At 67.7% G+C, this 16,398-nt stretch carries 18 protein-coding genes and 1 tRNA gene; 6 read left to right on the top strand and 13 right to left on the bottom strand.

What is annotated here, in order from left to right; genetic code table 11:
* Positions 1 to 61: 61 nt before the first annotated feature.
* From QMG61_RS10930 to QMG61_RS10915, 4 genes are all read right to left on the bottom strand, one after another.
* On the bottom strand, positions 62 to 1,120 hold the full coding sequence (locus QMG61_RS10930; RefSeq protein ID WP_283494361.1) for a DUF3048 domain-containing protein: 1,059 nt from the start codon (positions 1,118 to 1,120) through the stop codon (positions 62 to 64).
* Positions 1,121 to 1,200: 80 nt separating this feature from the next.
* Positions 1,201 to 1,404, bottom strand: coding sequence for a cold-shock protein (locus QMG61_RS10925; RefSeq protein ID WP_134362230.1), 204 nt, complete (start codon positions 1,402 to 1,404; stop codon positions 1,201 to 1,203).
* Positions 1,405 to 1,688: 284 nt separating this feature from the next.
* The gene (locus QMG61_RS10920; protein ID WP_283494360.1) at positions 1,689 to 2,279 is read right to left on the bottom strand and encodes a LytR C-terminal domain-containing protein; all 591 of its coding nucleotides are present in this window, start codon (positions 2,277 to 2,279) and stop codon (positions 1,689 to 1,691) included.
* A 33-nt stretch (positions 2,280 to 2,312) separates the two neighbouring features.
* Entirely contained in the window at positions 2,313 to 2,609 is a 297-nt protein-coding gene (locus tag QMG61_RS10915) for a DUF3263 domain-containing protein (protein ID WP_283494359.1), read from the bottom strand.
* Positions 2,610 to 2,793: 184 nt separating this feature from the next.
* Between QMG61_RS10915 and msrB the strand changes: the two genes are divergently transcribed.
* Both msrB and QMG61_RS10905 read left to right on the top strand, forming a co-directional pair.
* Entirely contained in the window at positions 2,794 to 3,195 is a 402-nt protein-coding gene (msrB, locus tag QMG61_RS10910; protein WP_283494358.1) for a peptide-methionine (R)-S-oxide reductase MsrB, read from the top strand.
* 3 nt (positions 3,196 to 3,198) lie between these two features.
* Positions 3,199 to 3,765, top strand: a complete 567-nt coding sequence (locus QMG61_RS10905; RefSeq protein ID WP_283494357.1) for a nitroreductase family protein — start codon at positions 3,199 to 3,201, stop codon at positions 3,763 to 3,765.
* 64 nt (positions 3,766 to 3,829) lie between these two features.
* Here QMG61_RS10905 and QMG61_RS10900 read toward each other — a convergent pair.
* Together QMG61_RS10900 and QMG61_RS10895 are read right to left on the bottom strand one after the other, a co-directional pair.
* Positions 3,830 to 3,905, bottom strand: a tRNA-Thr gene (locus QMG61_RS10900).
* Positions 3,906 to 3,983: 78 nt separating this feature from the next.
* The gene (locus QMG61_RS10895; RefSeq protein WP_283494356.1) at positions 3,984 to 4,886 is read right to left on the bottom strand and encodes a DsbA family protein; all 903 of its coding nucleotides are present in this window, start codon (positions 4,884 to 4,886) and stop codon (positions 3,984 to 3,986) included.
* 256 nt (positions 4,887 to 5,142) lie between these two features.
* Between QMG61_RS10895 and QMG61_RS10890 the strand changes: the two genes are divergently transcribed.
* Together QMG61_RS10890 and QMG61_RS10885 are read left to right on the top strand one after the other, a co-directional pair.
* The gene (locus QMG61_RS10890) at positions 5,143 to 6,240 is read left to right on the top strand and encodes an ABC transporter ATP-binding protein (protein WP_283494355.1); all 1,098 of its coding nucleotides are present in this window, start codon (positions 5,143 to 5,145) and stop codon (positions 6,238 to 6,240) included.
* Positions 6,241 to 6,319: 79 nt separating this feature from the next.
* Positions 6,320 to 7,648: a DUF4032 domain-containing protein gene (locus tag QMG61_RS10885; RefSeq protein WP_283494354.1), complete on the top strand. Its 1,329-nt coding sequence runs from the start codon at positions 6,320 to 6,322 to the stop codon at positions 7,646 to 7,648.
* Positions 7,649 to 7,712: 64 nt separating this feature from the next.
* On the opposite strand, the gene rlmB is transcribed toward QMG61_RS10885, so the two are convergent.
* From rlmB to QMG61_RS10865, 4 genes are all read right to left on the bottom strand, one after another.
* The gene (rlmB, locus tag QMG61_RS10880; protein WP_283494353.1) at positions 7,713 to 8,780 is read right to left on the bottom strand and encodes a 23S rRNA (guanosine(2251)-2'-O)-methyltransferase RlmB; all 1,068 of its coding nucleotides are present in this window, start codon (positions 8,778 to 8,780) and stop codon (positions 7,713 to 7,715) included.
* Positions 8,780 to 10,195, bottom strand: coding sequence for a cysteine--tRNA ligase (gene cysS, locus QMG61_RS10875; protein WP_283494352.1), 1,416 nt, complete (start codon positions 10,193 to 10,195; stop codon positions 8,780 to 8,782). Before cysS ends, rlmB begins: the two co-directional genes overlap by 1 nt.
* A complete protein-coding gene (ispD, locus tag QMG61_RS10870) occupies positions 10,192 to 11,463 on the bottom strand; it encodes a 2-C-methyl-D-erythritol 4-phosphate cytidylyltransferase (RefSeq protein WP_283494351.1) in 1,272 nt (423 codons plus the stop codon). The genes cysS and ispD overlap by 4 nt, the downstream gene beginning before the upstream one ends.
* A 115-nt stretch (positions 11,464 to 11,578) precedes the next feature.
* Positions 11,579 to 12,061, bottom strand: a complete 483-nt coding sequence (locus QMG61_RS10865; RefSeq protein ID WP_134523784.1) for a CarD family transcriptional regulator — start codon at positions 12,059 to 12,061, stop codon at positions 11,579 to 11,581.
* A 186-nt stretch (positions 12,062 to 12,247) separates the two neighbouring features.
* On the opposite strand from QMG61_RS10865, the gene QMG61_RS10860 reads away from it, so the two are divergent.
* Positions 12,248 to 12,715, top strand: a complete 468-nt coding sequence (locus tag QMG61_RS10860) for a hypothetical protein (protein ID WP_283494350.1) — start codon at positions 12,248 to 12,250, stop codon at positions 12,713 to 12,715.
* Positions 12,716 to 12,803: 88 nt separating this feature from the next.
* Here QMG61_RS10860 and QMG61_RS10855 read toward each other — a convergent pair whose 3' ends face one another.
* Positions 12,804 to 13,484 carry a response regulator gene (locus tag QMG61_RS10855; RefSeq protein ID WP_283494349.1) on the bottom strand — a complete coding sequence of 227 codons (681 nt, stop codon included), beginning with the start codon at positions 13,482 to 13,484 and terminating at the stop codon, positions 12,804 to 12,806.
* Between the two features lie 53 nt (positions 13,485 to 13,537).
* Positions 13,538 to 14,692 (bottom strand): sensor histidine kinase, encoded by a 1,155-nt coding sequence (locus QMG61_RS10850; RefSeq protein ID WP_283494348.1) that lies wholly within the window; start codon positions 14,690 to 14,692, stop codon positions 13,538 to 13,540.
* A gap of 180 nt (positions 14,693 to 14,872) precedes the next feature.
* Between QMG61_RS10850 and phoU the strand changes: the two genes are divergently transcribed.
* Positions 14,873 to 15,544, top strand: a complete 672-nt coding sequence (gene phoU, locus QMG61_RS10845; RefSeq protein WP_283494347.1) for a phosphate signaling complex protein PhoU — start codon at positions 14,873 to 14,875, stop codon at positions 15,542 to 15,544.
* 89 nt (positions 15,545 to 15,633) lie between these two features.
* On the opposite strand, the gene QMG61_RS10840 is transcribed toward phoU, so the two are convergent.
* On the bottom strand, positions 15,634 to 16,383 hold the full coding sequence (locus QMG61_RS10840; protein ID WP_283494346.1) for a phosphoglyceromutase: 750 nt from the start codon (positions 16,381 to 16,383) through the stop codon (positions 15,634 to 15,636).
* Between the last annotated feature and the right edge of the window lie 15 nt (positions 16,384 to 16,398).

The following is a 16,398-nucleotide window of genomic DNA, read 5'->3' as shown; positions in this document are numbered from 1 at the left end:
AGAGAGAGTGCCAAATCGATTCTGGCACTCTGGGGTCGAGAGTGCAAGTGAACGGCGGGGGCTACGGCACGAGGGTGACCGAGCCGCGATCCGCGGGGACCAGCTCGATCCAGGTGTTGCCCGCCGCGAGACGAACCGTGACCCCGCTGTCGTCGGTCAGTCGGATCGGCGCGTCCCGGCCCGCCTTGGACCAGAGCGCGTGCAGCGTCCTGCCTCCGGTCGAGGCCCACGCCTCCCCCGAGCCGATCATCGTCGTTTTCGGAACGTTGACGTAGGTCTCGTCGATCGCCACCCGCAGGACCAGTACGTTCGTCGCGCGCAGCTGCACGCCGCCTGCGTCGAGGTCGGGCACGCCCTCCTGTGAGCGCAGGTAGGACAGTGACGTGGCATCAAAGGCCCAGTCCGGCCAGTTCGAGTCCGAGAACCTCGAGGCGATGGTGGTGACCGGCGTCCCGTCGACCCCGGCCGAGGATTCCGGCACGGTCGCGGCGTAGGCGAACTGCTGAGCCGGGGCCGGGACATCGTCATGCAGCGCGACCAGCGCCTTCGCCTGCAGCACGACGTCGTGCGGCGCCTCTCGCTCGTCCGTCCGGGAGAAGAGCCCCGTCTCGTCGGAATCGAACGCCGCATTGAACACGGAGGTGGCGTTCATCAGGTCCATGAACTTCTGTTGACCGCCCGAGTACGCCACGATGCCACCCAGTGGCCCAATGATGTCCGGGTCCATCGGCCGAATCGAGCGCACCGGGCCGACCACATCGGGGATGTCGGAGTGCCAGACGGCCACGTAACGAGTCAGCCCGCCCTCGACGAGTTCTTCGTAGACGAGGTCGGTGCGTTCGAGACCGTACTGAGGCCGCGCAGCCGCATGGTTGTCGATCTTCACCGCCAGGGACGGATGCGGCAGGCTGCCGACGGGCACGCTCGTGCCGCGCAGCGGGGCCGGCTCCGTGGCGGCGGGCGCCGTGTAGCCCGACCCACTCGCGCTGGGGCCGGGGGTCGCAGGGGGCGTCAGATCGCCGGCCGCGCACGCCGTGAGCAGAAGCACACAGGGAAGAAGCACGGCACCGAGGATTCGGGCCGTGCTTCTTCGTTTGTCAGGTGTTCTGAACGCGCTCACGCCCACACCCTAGCGTCACGCGGGGCACCCACATGGACGCCGGGGGGCGTGCCTTGAGATCCGGTTCGACTGGTCTGAAATCAGACCGGGCGTACCGATTCAGCTTGTGGCCCCTTTGCCCCGGTCCCCAGTTCGAAGATGACGTGCTGGCCCTCTTCGAGAACTTTGTAGCCGTGCATGTCGATTGCGGAGTAGTGGACGAACACGTCCTGTCCACCCCCATCGACGGTGATGAAGCCGAAGCCCTTTTCAGCGTTGAACCATTTGACGGTTCCGTTCGCCATGTCTAACTCCTTGTTGCTTAGTACCTTCAGCACTCGCCATGTGGCCGTACCGGGCCTGGCGCAGTGACTGCGTCCATCGTTTTCGATCAGTGTGACACGCCCCCTGCGGAGCGCCTGTGCGATTAAATGAGCGACCAATTCCAGATATTACTGAAGCCACAGGGGAACGAAAGGGGGTTGACGGCGAGCAGGGTGGCGTATATACCGCGAGGCAAAAAGTCCGGTCTCGCCTGCGTTTTCAGTGCCCGACGCCTGGCCTGGTCGAGCTCGCCGGGACCGGATGCTCAGCCCGCAGGAACGTAATCGTTGCCGACCACGACCGTGAGATCGGCGCCCGATTCCGCGAAGTCGGAGGCCAGGAGCACCACCGAGCCGGGCAGCGAGCCTGCCACACCACGGGCAGCGCCCTCCAGCGTCGCGTCCGCGTAGTAGACGGTCGTCGTCGGCACGTCTTCGGTGCTGGCATTGCTGAGCGCGCCAACGGTCCAGCCGTCGGCCGTGAGCACGTCACCGACGGCTGCGGCCACGCCATCGCCGGGGGTGCCGTTGAGTACCGTGACGGTCAGTCCGGGGTCGACGGTGGGGACGACGGCCGGTGGCGCCTCGGTCGCCGGGGCGGTGGGCGCAGCCGTGCCCGCGGCCTGGGAGGTTCCGGGCATCTCAAAGGTCAGGCGGTTGTTGAGGCCGGCCAGCACGGCCACCCCGATCCCGATCAGGACAACGGTCGCGGCGAGGGCCCACCAGAATGCCACCCAGCCGCGGCCCTTTTTCGCGGGGGCACGGTGGGCTCCGACCCGTTCCGAGGAATGCGGAAGGTGGTCGAATCGGTCTTTCGGGTGGGAGGTGGGCATCGTGGGACTGATTCGTTTCTTCATCGGCAGTGCGTTGATGGTGGGTACGCTCGGGCGCTACTCGGCGGGGTGGACGGTGCGGCTCTCCCTCGCCTGCGTTCGTGCGTCTCGCATCCGGTGCAGGCGCTTCACCAGCATCGGGTCGTGGGCCAGCGCGACCGGCGAGTCGATCAGAACGCCCAAAAGTTGATAGTACCGGGCGGCCGAGAATTCGAACTCGGTGCGGATCGCCTGCTCCTTCGCCCCGGCGTGTCTCCACCACTTTCGTTCGAAGGCGAGGATGGCGGCATCCCGCTCGCTCAACGCGGGGAGCGCGTCGTGCTCGACCGTCTGCTTCGCCTGCGTGCCTTCCACGTCCACCTCCCTGCCGCTCCATCCTATTTGTCCGGGTCTGAATACTCGCTGGACCACCCCGGCCGGGCGGAACCGGGTGTGAATTGGCTGCACGCCGGCCAGAGCGGAATACCGATCGGGCCGCTCGAGTTTAAGCTTGAGGAACACACGTCGGCCGCGCCCGGCCGAGAGGGAAGGACGCACCATGGACTACGAAGTCAAGAAGTCAGACGCCGAGTGGCGCGCAGAGCTGAGTCCCGAGAAGTATGCGGTCCTGCGCGGCGCCGCCACGGAGCGCGCCTGGACCGGAGAGCTGCTCGACGAGGGCCGTTCGGGGATCTACACCTGCGGGGCATGTAACGCCGAACTCTTCAAGAGCGGGACCAAGTTCGACTCCGGCTGCGGCTGGCCGAGCTTCTACGAGTCGGTGCGACCGGAGGCCGTCGAGCTGATCGAAGACCGCTCGCTCGGTGTCGTGCGCACCGAGGTGCGCTGCGCGAATTGCGGCTCCCACCTGGGCCACGTGTTCGATGACGGTTTCGGCACGCCCACCGGCGACCGGTACTGCATGAACTCGGTCTCGCTGAACTTCACCCCGGGCGAGTAGCCGTTGTCCGCAGTCCTCGATGCGCTCGGCGGCCGCCGTTCGCACTCCAAGGTCACGGCGGCGACGCCGACCCACGAGGACCTGCTGCCGCTCGTCGCCGTGGCGGCCAGGGTGGCCGATCACGGCGCCCTGCGCCCGTGGCGCCTGATCGAGCTTCGCGGAGACGCGCGGCGACGACTAGGAGACGCGCTGGTCGCGGCATCCGGTGCGACGGGAACCGACGCCACCAGTCTGGCCGGGAAGCCGCTCCGCGCCGAACTGCTCATCGCCATCGTCGCGAGCCGCCGGGAGAGCGACAAAGTGGCCGCCTGGGAACAGGATGCCGCCGCGGCCGGGGTCGGCCACATGCTCAGCCTCCTCCTCGCCGACGCGGGCTGGGGCGTCATGTGGCGCACCGGACCGCTGGCCCGCACCGCTCCCGTTCGCGACGTCCACCGGCTGGCCGACTCCGAGGAACTCCTCGGCTGGCTCTACGTCGGCGGTGTCCCTGAGGGCGCGAAAACCGGGGTACGCCAGGTCATCGACCCCGCAGAATTCCTCGGGGTGCTCTCGGCGCTTCCCCCGGCCTAGGCGCTTCCCCCCGGCTTTGTTTCGCCGCCGACGCCGGCGAAGCGCCCTGTGTTTTCAACGGGTGTGGGGCCGGCCACGGGACTTGAACCCGTAACCCCCACTTTACAAGAGTGGTGCGCTACCAATTGCGCCAGGCCGGCATGAGGCGCGAGGCCGCCTCGAACCCCTATCCTAAATCACGAATGCGGCCGACGGGGCCACGGCCGTCCGCGTCGGGTTCAGCCGGCCGGGGCAGGGGTGGAGGTCGAGTAGGTTTCCCCGGCGGACTGCAACACGAAGGCCGCGAATTCCTTGGGGTCGTCGAGGGCGCCGACGTACTGCTTGCCGTTCACGAGCACGGTCGGCGTTCCGGTGATGGCCTTGACCGAGCTGTTGGGCAGCGGACCGGACAGGGCCCGGTCCGTGGCGCCGACGACCCAGGCCTTGAACGTGGCGTCGTCGATGCAGGTGTTGATCTTCGCTGAGGCCGTGCCGACCCCCGCCGTCTTCACCAGGCTCTTGATCTCCGAATCGTCGAGTCCCGCCGTGCCTTCCTTGGGCTGGTCGGCGAACAGGGCCGTGTTGAACGCGTAGAAGTCATCCGGGGCGTAATTGGCCACGCAGGCGGCGGCGTTGGCGGCACGCAGGGAGTACTGGGTTCCGGCCGACTTGCTGGTCAGGATGGAAATAGGGTGGATCTCCACGGTTGCCGCGCCCGACTTCACCCAGGTCACGATCTGGGAACTGTTGGCCTTTTCGAACTGACCGCAGAACGGGCACAGGTAGTCGACGTAGATGCGGATGTCGGCGACGGTCCCCGTGGAGTCAGGCTTCGACGGTACGGGCTTGCGGTTCGGCTGCAGCGCCGACGTCGTAACGGCGGTCATCCCTTCACCGATCAGGATCCCGTCGCTGGCCATGTTCGCGGGGCCGGGGCCGGCCGGCCGGATCGAATTCATGATGATGAGGGCGATGATCGCGACCACGGCGATGGACGCAACGGCGATGCCACCCTGAAGAAAGACCCGATTACGTCGGTCCTTCTTCTTCTGCTGCACGCGAAGCCGGGTGGCCTTGATCCGAGCGGCGTCGCGCCGCTGGTTCTTCGAGGGACGGCCCTCGCCTGATCCGCCAATTGTCATGAATGTTCGCTCCGGGTAGACGGGTGCGCGGGCTTTTCGATCTGCGCGTGCACTCCAAATAGTAGGTGCCCAGTCTGGGAATCCCCAGACGGCGCCCCCTAACGGTGCGGCGCCGATAAACGTCTCCGCCGTCCGTTCCCGGGGTCATGACATACTGGAGTGGTCGGTTCCCGGTGAACAACTGGTGAACCGCCGCATAAATCCCATCACTACGGATCGTCCGGCACGTACCTGCCGGTGAAGGAGAATACAGAAAATGGCTTCAGTCACGTTCGACAAGGCAACCCGTCTCTACCCGGGTTCCACCCGCCCCGCGGTCGACCACCTCGACCTTTCGGTCGCCGATGGTGAATTCCTCGTCCTGGTCGGCCCGTCCGGCTGCGGAAAGTCCACCTCCCTGCGGATGCTCGCCGGCCTCGAAGAGGTCAACGACGGCAACATCTTCATCGGTGAGCGCAACGTGACGGATGTCCCCCCGAAGGACCGCGACATCGCCATGGTCTTCCAGAACTATGCTCTGTACCCGCACATGACCGTCGCCGAGAACATGGGCTTCGCGCTCAAGATCGCCGGCGTCAACAAGGACGAGCGCGCGGCGCGTGTCCTTGAGGCCGCCAAGCTGCTCGACCTCGAGCCGTACCTCAGCCGCAAGCCGAAGGCGCTTTCCGGTGGCCAGCGTCAGCGCGTCGCCATGGGCCGCGCCATCGTGCGTCAGCCCCAGGTCTTCCTGATGGACGAGCCGCTGTCCAACCTCGACGCCAAGCTGCGCGTGCAGACCCGCACCCAGATCGCCTCGCTGCAGCGCCGCCTGGGCGTCACCACGGTCTACGTCACCCACGACCAGACCGAGGCCCTCACCATGGGTGACCGGATCGCGGTTCTCAAGGATGGTTTGCTCCAGCAGGTCGGCACCCCCCGCGACCTCTACGCGAAGCCGAACAACGTTTTCGTTGCCGGCTTCATCGGCAGCCCGGCCATGAACCTGTTCCTGGCCGACACCGTCGACGGCGGCGTCAAGTTCGGCACCTCCACCGTTCCCGTGTCCCGCGAGACCCTGTCCGAATCCACCGGCAAGAAGGTCACCATCGGAGTCCGCCCCGAAGACATCCAGCTCTCCGCAACCCGCGGCGAAGGCCTCGAGGTTGAGGTCGACCTGGTCGAGGAACTCGGCGCGGACGGCTACCTGTACGGACACTCCACGGTCGAGGGCAAGCGCAACGACATCGTCGCCCGCGTCGATGGCCGCTCGCACCCGTCAGCCGGCGACACCGTCTACCTCACCCCCACGGCGCACCACCTGCACGTGTTCGACGCTGAGAGCGGCCTCCGCCTCGGCGGGGCAGTCACGGACTAGGTCGACGTTCACCACTGAAACGGCCGGACGGAGCACCGCTTCGCCCGGCCGTTTCGCTATGCACAGTTAGGCCCCCGACATGAGCGGTTCTCTCAATATCACCTCGGCCACGGCCGACCCGGCCCTGCTCGATTTGCCCTGGCAGCTGCCGCTGGACGCCTGGCCGAACGAGAACATCGCGGCCCTGCCCAAGGGCATCTCCCGGCACCTGGTGCGCTTCGCGCACCTCAGCGGGCGCGTCGTGGCGATCAAGGAAACCACCAGCGAGATGGCCAGGCGCGAGTACGAGATGCTGCGCACGCTGCAGGGGCTCGAGATCCCCTGCGTCGAGCCGCTCGCCGTGATCACGAATCGCACGACGGATGACGCCGAACCCCTCAATTCGGTGCTCGTCACCCGGCACCTCAAGTTCTCGCTGCCGTACCGCGCGCTTTATTCGCAGACGCTGCGACCGGACACGGCCACCCGTCTGGTGGACGCACTCGCGCTCCTCCTGGTGCGGGTGCACATGGCCGGACTGTTCTGGGGTGACGTTTCCCTCTCGAACACCCTGTTCCGCCGTGACGCCGGCGCGTTCGCCGCGTACCTCGTCGATGCCGAAACCGGGCAGCTCTACCCGGGCGGGCTCTCCAACGGGCAGCGCGAGAACGACCTGGAGATCGCGCGGGTCAACATCGCCGGAGAGCTGATGGACCTCGAGGCCGGCGGCCGCGTCGCCGACGAACTCGACCCGATCCGGGTCAGCAACGGGATCGTCGCCGCCTACCGGTTGCTCTGGACCGAACTGACCGGCTCGGAGTCGTTCTCCAGCGCCGAACGCTGGCGCATCACCGAACGCGTCGAACGCCTCAACGACCTCGGTTTCGACATCGAGGAACTTGCGATCAAGACCGACACCACCGGCACCACGGTGCGGATCCAGCCGAAGGTCGTCGACGCGGGACACCACCAGCGCCGCCTGCTGCGGCTCACCGGCCTCGACGCCGAGGAGAACCAGGCCAGGCGCCTGCTCAACGACCTCGACTCCTACCGGGTCACCTACGGCGACCCGGACGCCGACGAGGAGATGCTCGCGCACGAGTGGCTGGTGCGCGTTTTTGAACCGGTGATCCGGGCAATCCCCCGTGATCTCAAGGGCAAGCTCGAGCCGGCCGAGGTGTTCCACCAGCTCCTGGACCACCGGTGGTTCATGGCCCAGAACCAGGCCAGGGACATCCCCCTGGCCGAGGCCGTCACCTCATACGTTCAGGATGTGCTGCGGCACCGGCGCGACGAGGCGACGGTGATCGAACCGGCGACCGACTCCATCACCCTGCCCATCGACGTGACCGACGACGCTGTCGCCGCCGGTGCAGACGAGACAGAGACCGCCACCGACGATGAAGCCGATTGGCGGCTCAAGGTGTAGATCAACCCGCTGAGTTACGCGAAAAGCGCCTTCATTTTAGAAATGAAGGCGCTTTCTGCGTAACTCAACCGACCTTGGCGGCCTTCGCGGCCTTGGCCGCGGCGCGGAGGCGGGAGATCTCGTACAGGGTCACACTCGCCGCGATGCCGGCGTTCAACGACTCCGTCGTGGCACTGATCGGGATCGAGACGATCGCGTCGCAGGTCTCGGTGACGAGCCGGGACAGGCCCTTGCCCTCGCTGCCGACCACGACGACGATGGGCCGTTCCGCGAAACCGAGGCCGAGCTCGGGCAGCGAGGTGTCGCCGTCGCCGTCGAGGCCGATCACGAGGACGCCCTTCTCCTTGAGCGCCTTGAGCGTCTGGGTGAGATTGCTCGCCATCGCGACCGGTGTGCGCGCGGCGGCGCCGGCCGAGGTCTTCCAGGCCGACGCGGTGACGCCGACGGAGCGACGCTGCGGCAGGATGATTCCGTGTCCGCCGAACGCTGCCGTCGAGCGGATGATCGCGCCCAGGTTGCGCGGGTCCGTGATGCCGTCGAGGGCGACGAACAAGGGCTTGTGCCCGCGGCTGATGGTCAGTTCGAGCAGTTCCATCGGGTGGGCGTACTCGTACGCGGGCACCTTGAGAGCGAGGCCCTGGTGCACGGCGTCGCGGCCGGCCAGGCGGTCCAACTCGGGGCGCATCACCTCGAGCACCGGGATGCCGCGGGTCGTGGCGAGGGTGAGGACTTCCTTGACCCGGTCATCCATTTCGATGCGCGTCGCGATGTAGAGCGCGGATGCGGGGATCTTGGCCCGCAGCGCCTCGAGCACCGAGTTGCGGCCGGTGACGACCTCGTGCTCGTCGGCCGACTTCGCCCGGCGCGTCGACGTGCCGCCGCCACCGCTGTTGGCGGTGCTGCGGGGCGCCTGGGAACCGGTCGTGCTGCGGCTGCGGCCGCCGCCGGCCGCGGCGAAGCGGTCCTGGGCTGCCTTGCGCTTGCCGGCGGGGTGGTACGGGCGGTCTTCGGCCTTGGGGGTGGGCTTCTTGCCCTCGAGGGCCTGGCGGCCCTGGCCGCCGGAACCGACCTGAGGCCCGCGGCTGCCCTTGCGCACGGACCCGGTACGGGCCTTGCGGTCAGTGTTCTTCATCAGTCAAAACTCCAATGTGCACCCGACGGGGTGTCTTCGATGGTAATTCCGGCGGCGACGAGCTCGTCCCGGATACGGTCTGCGGCCGCGTAGTCACGGCCCTGCCTGGCGATCTCGCGGTCGTCGAGCAGGCGTTCGATGAGAGCGGTGAGGGCGATCATGGCCGGTTCGTCCGTGGCGACGGCCCAGCCGGGCGACAACGGGTTGATCCCCAGCACTTCGCTCATCGCGAGGACGTGGCCGCGGGCGGCCGCGGCGGCGTGGAGGTCCTCGGCGTCGAGCGCCGCGTTGCCGGTGCGCACCGTTTCGTGCAACACCGCGAGGGCCTGCGGCACGGCGAGGTCATCGTCCATTGCCGAGGCGAATTCATCCGGCACGATCTGCACGCCCAGCCCCGCGAACCGGGTGTCGGCCAGGCGACGGTCGGCCCGGTCGAGGAAGCTCTCGACGCGTTCGAGCGCGGCCTCGGCCTCGACCAGCGACCCCTCGTGGAAGTCGATGGTGGATCGGTAGTGCGCGGCACCGAGGTAGTAGCGCACGACGATGGCGCGGGCCTGTTCGAGCAATTCGGCCGCGAACACCGAGTTACCCAGCGACTTCGACATCTTCTGCCCGTTGACGTTGACGAGCCCGTTGTGCATCCAGTAGTTGGCGAACGCATCGCCGGCCGCGCCGGACTGGGCCAGCTCGTTCTCGTGATGCGGGAAGCGCAGGTCAAGCCCGCCGCCGTGGATGTCGAACCGGGCGCCGAGGTAGCGCGTGGCCATGGCGGAGCACTCGATGTGCCAGCCCGGCCGTCCGTCGCCCCAGGGCGAGGGCCAGGATGCCGATTGCGGCTCCTCCGGCTTGTGCCCCTTCCAGAGCGCGAAGTCCCGGGGATCCTTTTTCGCGCGCGGGTCGGCATCCGCCGCAGCCTCCATGTCACCGGCACCCTGGCGGGTGAGGGCACCGTAGCCCGGCCAGCTTTTCGTGTCGAAATAGACGTCGCCGGAACCGTCGGGGGCCGGGTAGGCGTGGCCGCGCTCGATCAACCGGGCAATGAGGTCCAGCATCTGCTGCACGCTCGCGGTCGCGCGCGGCTCGTAACTGGGGGCCAGGATGCCCAGGCGCTGGTAACCGGCGGTGAACTCGAGTTCGTAGCGGTAGGCGAGGGCCCACCATTCCTCGGTGGTGCCGGCGGCGCCCGCAAGAATCTTGTCGTCGATGTCGGTGACGTTGCGAACGAAGGTCACATCGAGGCCGCGGTAGGTGAGCCAGCGGCGCAGCTGGTCGTAGACGAGCGCGCTGCGGAGGTGACCGATGTGCGGCGACGACTGCACGGTGGGTCCGCAGACGTAGATGCCGACCGCACCGTCCTTCAGCGGGATGAAGTCACGAAGGGCCTGGGCCTGGGAATCGTAGAGTCGGATGGTCACGCCTCCCAGCTTAGAACAGGGCGCTCGGCGGTAACCGGGAACAGGATCGCGGTTGCGAGCGCCGCGATGCCTTCGCCGCGCCCCGTGAAGCCGAGCGCATCCGTGGTCGTCGCCGTCACGCTCACCGATGTGCCGAGCAGGGAGCCGAGCAGCGCCTGCGCCTCGGCGCGGCGCGGCGCGAGTTTCGGTCGGTTGCCGATGATCTGCACGGAGACGTTCCCGACCCGGAATCCGGCGTCGGTGATCCTCCGGACCGTCTCGCGCAGGAAAACCTCACCGTGGGCCTCGGCGTAGACCGGATCGCTGGTGCCGAAGATCCCGCCGATGTCGCCGAGTCCGGCCGCGGCGAGCATCGCGTCGCAGATCGCGTGCACGGCGGCGTCTCCGTCGCTGTGCCCGGAGAGTCCGCGCTCACCCGGCCAGTGCAGGCCGGCGAGCCAGAGCGGCGAGGCATCGTCGAAAGCGTGCACGTCGAGGCCGGTGCCGACGCGCGGATCCGGTGTGATCGTGGCACGGGCGTTCTCGCCGGCCGGGATCGAAGCGGCCGCGGGCGATCCGGCCAGGGCCGACCCCGCCCGGAGCAGGGATTCGGCGCGGCGCAGGTCCCACGGCGTCGTGATCTTGAAGGCGAGGGCGTCACCCTCGATGACGTTCACCGGGTAGCCGGCGGATGCCACCATCGCGGCGTCATCCGTCGACTCACCGGTTGCGGCGGCCGCTGCGGCCACGAGCACGTCCCGGGGGAACCCCTGCGGGGTCTGCACCGCGGACAGCGCGGATCGGTCAACCGTGCCGAGGATCGCCCCGTGTCCGTCGACACGCTTGATCGTGTCCACGACGGCCAGGCCGGGCACGACGCCGTTCCCCGTGGCGCGCACTGCGTCGACCACGGCGTCGCACAGTGCCGACGGGGTGAGCGCCCTGGCGGCGTCGTGCACGAGCACGGTGAGCACGCCGGGCCGCACTACGGCCAGCCCGCGATTCACGGAATCCTGCCGACTGGCCCCGCCGGCGACGACGTCCACCCGGTCGTCGAAGGGGCCGGCGGCGGAGTCGGCGATGGCCCGCGCCGCGTCGAGCCGGTCCGCGGGGGCGACCACGATCACCTGGGCAGGCTCCCGCATCCCGAACACGCCCAGCAGGGCGCGCTCGAGCAGGGTGCGACCGGCGAGGGGAACGAACGCCTTGGGTTCGCTGTGTCCCAGGCGGCTGCCGCTGCCTGCGGCGACGACAATGACCGCGACCATGGGCGCAGGGGAATCAGTCATGTCTGGAGGCTATCTGGTGAGGTCGACGTCGAATAGGGCAACTGCGCCGACGACTCGGGAGGAGAAACGCGAAAGGCGGCACCTTGCGGCGCCGCCCTCCAACGAAAGAACGGTGTTACGAAGCGAGAACCTCGTCGAGAACGGTGGATGCCTTCTCTTCGTCGGTCTTCTCGGCCAGGGCGAGCTCGGAGATCAGGATCTGGCGTGCCTTCGCCAGCATGCGCTTCTCTCCGGCGGACAGGCCACGGTCCTGGTCGCGGCGCCACAGGTCGCGGACGACCTCGGACACCTTGATGACGTCGCCCGAGGCGAGCTTTTCCAGGTTCGCCTTGTAGCGGCGCGACCAGTTCGTGGGCTCCTCGGTGAACGGTGCGCGAAGCACCTCGAACACCTTGTCGAGTCCCTCTTTACCGATCACGTCGCGTACGCCGACGAGGTCGACGTTCTCGGCGGGCACTTCAATGGTGAGATCGCCCTGAGTAACATTGAGCTTCAGGTACAGTTTCTCTTCACCCTTAACGATCCGCGTCTTCACCTCGGTGATAGTCGCGGCTCCATGGTGGGGATAAACGACGGTTTCGCCAACCTCAAAAAGCATGTATGTATATCCCTTCAGCAACGTCTAGGATACCACAGCTGACGGTGGTAAGGTTCGCCGCGCCGCCCGGGACCGCTCCCCCCGTCGCGCGCGACCGGTAAGCTAGGCGCAAAGCCAAATTTCCGGTGCTCCTCCTTGGGCGGGTCATCGAACTGTTGTGGAGGTCTTGTGAGGGCTCGAGTCATAGTGTCTGTCGTTCTGGCGGCCGGCGTCCTGTTGGGCACCAGCGGCTGCAACCTCCTGGCACCGCAGTCGACCACCAAGCACTACGACGCCAGTGACGGCGTGAGCGGCAATGTCGGCGACCTCGCCGTGCGTAACGCGATCGTGCTCTCGGAAGACGGCACCACGGGAAGCCTCCTCGTCACGGTGGTCAACACCGGCGACTCGGCGCACAGCCTGAACGTGCAGTTCGATGGCGCCACCGGCAAGGTCAACCAGAAGATCACCGTGAAGGCCGACTCCACGACCGCCTTCGGCACCGAGGACGGCCCGCTCATCCCCATGGACGCCATCTCCGCCCAGCCCGGCTCGCTCTTCCCGGTCTACTTCCAGTACGGCGATCAGACCGGGGTCGAGTTGCTCGTGCCCGTTCTCGACGGCACCCTGGGCACCTACTCGACGCTCCTCCCCACGGCAGCACCCACGCCGTAGCCCGGATCGCGCCAGGCCGCTTCGCTTTCCGCAGCCCGCGGGCGCGGCGGCGGGCGCGCCCCGCGGAAACGGGTGCGGCCTCGAAGGGTCAGGCCTCGAAGCGGTAGCCGAGCCCGCGCACGGTCACGAGCATGGTCGGCTCGGACGGCGTGGCCTCGATCCGTGAGCGAATGCGCTTGATGTGCACGTCCAGCGTCTTCGTGTCGCCGAAGTAATCCGTGCCCCAGACCCGATCGATCAGCTGGCCGCGGGTGAGCACCCGGCCGGCGTTGCGGAGCAGGAACTCCAGCAGTTCGAATTCCTTGAGCGGCATGTTCACGACCTCACCGGAGACCGAGACGGTGTGCCGCTCGATGTCCATGCTCACCGTGCCGGCCGAGAGCACGCTGTCGTCGTCAAGCTCCACCTCGGTGCGCCGTCTGGACACGGCCCGGATCCGCGCGAGCAGTTCCCGGGTCGAGTACGGCTTGGTGACGTAGTCGTCCGCGCCCAGCTCAAGCCCGACGACGATGTCGACCTCGGAGTCCTTGGCGGTGAGCATGATGATCGGCACGGTGGAGCGGGTCCGAATCTCCCGGCACACCTCGGTGCCGGGGATGCCCGGGAGCATCAGGTCGAGCAGGATCAGGTCGGCACCGGTGCGGTCGAACTCGCGGATGGCACTGGGCCCGTCTTCGGCGACCGTCACCTCGTAGCCCTCCCGTTCGAGCAGGAAGCTCAGCGGCTCGCTCAGGGCTTGCTCGTCTTCGACAAGAAGGATGTGGGTCACGGTGTGGCTCCTGTCGCCGCCGGAGCGGGCTGTCTCGGTCGAATGTGGGGACGTCACGATGAGGTTTCCGCCGCCGACGGGGCGGTGGGTGGCGCCTCTGGAAGCCGGATGGTGAAGGTGGAGCCACTGCCGGGCTGGGACCAGACCCGGATGTCACCGCCGTGGATCTGCACGATGTGTTTGACGATCGACAGCCCCAGGCCGGTCCCGCCGGTGTGGCGCGACCTGGCCTGGTCGACCCGGAAGAAGCGCTCGAAGATGCGCTCGAGGTCGGCCTCGGCGATCCCCACTCCCTGGTCGGTGACGGTGATCTCCACCACGCCGTCGTGCCGGCGCACGCCGACTCCGACCCGGGAGCCCTCCGGCGAGTAGTGCACGGCGTTGGCGACCAGGTTGTGCACGGCCATCACCAGCAGGCGTTCGTCGCCGCTGACCTCGGCGCGGGACTTCTTGCCGACGGCGATCGTGATCCGGTCGGCATCGGCGACCACCCGGCTCTGGTCGACGGCCGCCGAGACGATATCGTCCACGTTCAGCACCTCGGGCTCGGCCAGGGAATCCTGCGCCTGCAGCCGGGAGAGTTCGATGATCTCCTGGGTCAGGCGGGTCAGCCGACCCGACTCCGTGGTCAACCGGTTGGCGAACCGCCGAACCTGCACCGGGTCATCCGCTGCGTGCCCGAGCGCCTCGGCGAGCAGGCCGACGGCGGCGATCGGGGTCTTCAGTTCGTGGCTGATGTTGGCGACGAAGTCTCGGCGCACCTCGTCGAGCCGGAACGCCTCGGTGCGGTCCTCGGCGAGGATCAGCACGTACCGGGTGCCCAGCCGGGCCAGCCGCACCCGCACCCGCATGCTCGCGTCATTGAACGGTCCGCGGGAGAGGATCAGGCTCTCGGAGATCGCGTCGCCGGATCGGCGGACCTGCCCGGCCAGTTCGAGCAATTCCGGATGCACCAGTTGCTGGTTCCAGACCAGCCCCATCGACACGGCGGCCGGCGACGCCTTGATGACGTTGTTCGACGGGTCGAGCACGGCCCCCGCGCTCTCGAGCGCGTCGAGAACCTGATCGATCCCGTCGGGAACCGCGGGGTTCACGACCTCGGCCGCTCGTCGCCCGTGGCGTTCGGCCACGTGCAGCAGCGTGACGAAGCCGGCACCGACGGCGAGGCCGAGTGCCAGCGACACCAGCACCAGCCATGTCGATTCCATTTAGCCAGATTACTGACTGTTAATCGGGGCGGTCGACGCGAGGGGTCTGTTGCAGGCTACTTTAGGAAGTGTTCAAGCTCACGGCACCTGCCGTTAACCTCGGTCCGGCATGATTCGCTGGGGGCCAGGTGGGGCTCACGTGTCTGCGCGTAACGCGCGCCCAGGAAGGACAACACACTCATGCGCGAAGTATTTCAACAGGAGCTCGCCGAGGTTCAGGACCGTCTCGTGGAGATTTCGCGCCTCGTGGCGATCTCGATCGACAAGGCGACCAGGGCGTTCAACGAGTCCGATGTGAGTCTGGCCGAGGAGGCCATCAGCGAGGACGAGAAGATCGACGAGTTGACGATCGAGCTCGACGAGCTGGCGATCACCATCCTCGCTCGCCAGCAGCCCGTCGCCCGCGACCTCCGCATCGTCGTGAGCGCGCTGCGGATCAGCGCCTCGCTCGAGCGGATGGGCGACCTGTCGACGCACATCGCCCAGCTCGCCCGGTACCGGTTCCCCGACAAGGTCGTGCCGAAGAGCCTGCGCGGCACCTTCGCCGAGATGGGCTCCCTCGTCACGGCGATCGCGACCATGCTCACCGAGCTCCTCACCAACGAGGACATGCTGCTGGCCGAGACGATCCGCAACGAGGACGACAAGATCGACGCCCTGCACCTGAGCGTGTTCGACGCCGTTCTCGGCGAGACCTGGAAGGGTGAGGCGGCCGACACGGTCGACGCGACCCTGGCCAGCCGCTACCACGAGCGGTTCGCCGACCACGCCGTCTCGATCGCGAAGAAGGTGCAGTACCTCGGCACGGGCGCCTGGCAGCAGAACTCCAGCGCGCCGCACACGAGCGCGTAGGCCGACCGCGGCCGCGGTTCACGGCAACACAGGAAAAGCCCCGGAAGCGATCGCTTCCGGGGCTTTCTCGTTCGAAGTGGACGGTCGGGCTACTTCTTGCCCTGGGCTGCGACGGCGGCGGCGCCGGCGGCGGCGGCCTCGGGGTCGAGGTAGGTTCCCGGGCCGAGCGGCATCATGTCCGCACCGAGGCGGTAGACCAGCGGGATCCCGGTCGGGATGTTCAGCTCGGCGATGTCGGCGTCGGAGATGCCGTCGAGGTGCTTGACCAGGGCGCGGAGCGAGTTGCCGTGGGCGGTGACAAGCACGGTCTTTCCCGCGCGCAGGTCGGTGACGATGTCGGATTCCCAGTAGGGCAGCATCCGGTCGACGACGTCGCTAAGGCATTCGGTGCGCGGGAGAAGGTCGCCGAGGCCGGCGTAACGGGAGTCGTGCGCCTGGGACCAGGGGGAATCGTCGGCGAGCACGGGCGGCGGCACGTCGAAGGACCGGCGCCAGAGCTGGAACTGCTCCGGGCCGAACTTGGCGAGGGTCTCGGCCTTGTCGAGCCCCTGGAGAGCACCGTAGTGGCGCTCGTTCAGGCGCCAGGACCGCTTAACGTCGATCCAGAGCCGGTCGGCTTCTTCGAGCGCGATGTTCGCGGTCTGGATTGCACGGGTAAGTAATGAGGTGTGGAGCACGTCGGGCAGGAGGCCGGACGCGGCGATGAGCTCGCCGGCGCGGCGCGCCTCGGTCGCTCCCTGCTCGCTGAGCCTCACGTCCACCCAGCCGGTGAAGAGGTTTTCTTGGTTCCATAGGCTCTGGCCATGGCGGAGAAGGATGAGATTGTAAGTTTCTGACATGCCGTCAACTCTACC

Origin of the sequence: Cryobacterium sp. PH31-AA6, from assembly GCF_030063195.1 — a bacterium.
In the GTDB taxonomy this organism is placed as follows: Bacteria; Actinomycetota; Actinomycetes; order Actinomycetales; family Microbacteriaceae; genus Cryobacterium.
This window is presented reverse-complemented; position numbering and strand designations above follow the sequence as displayed.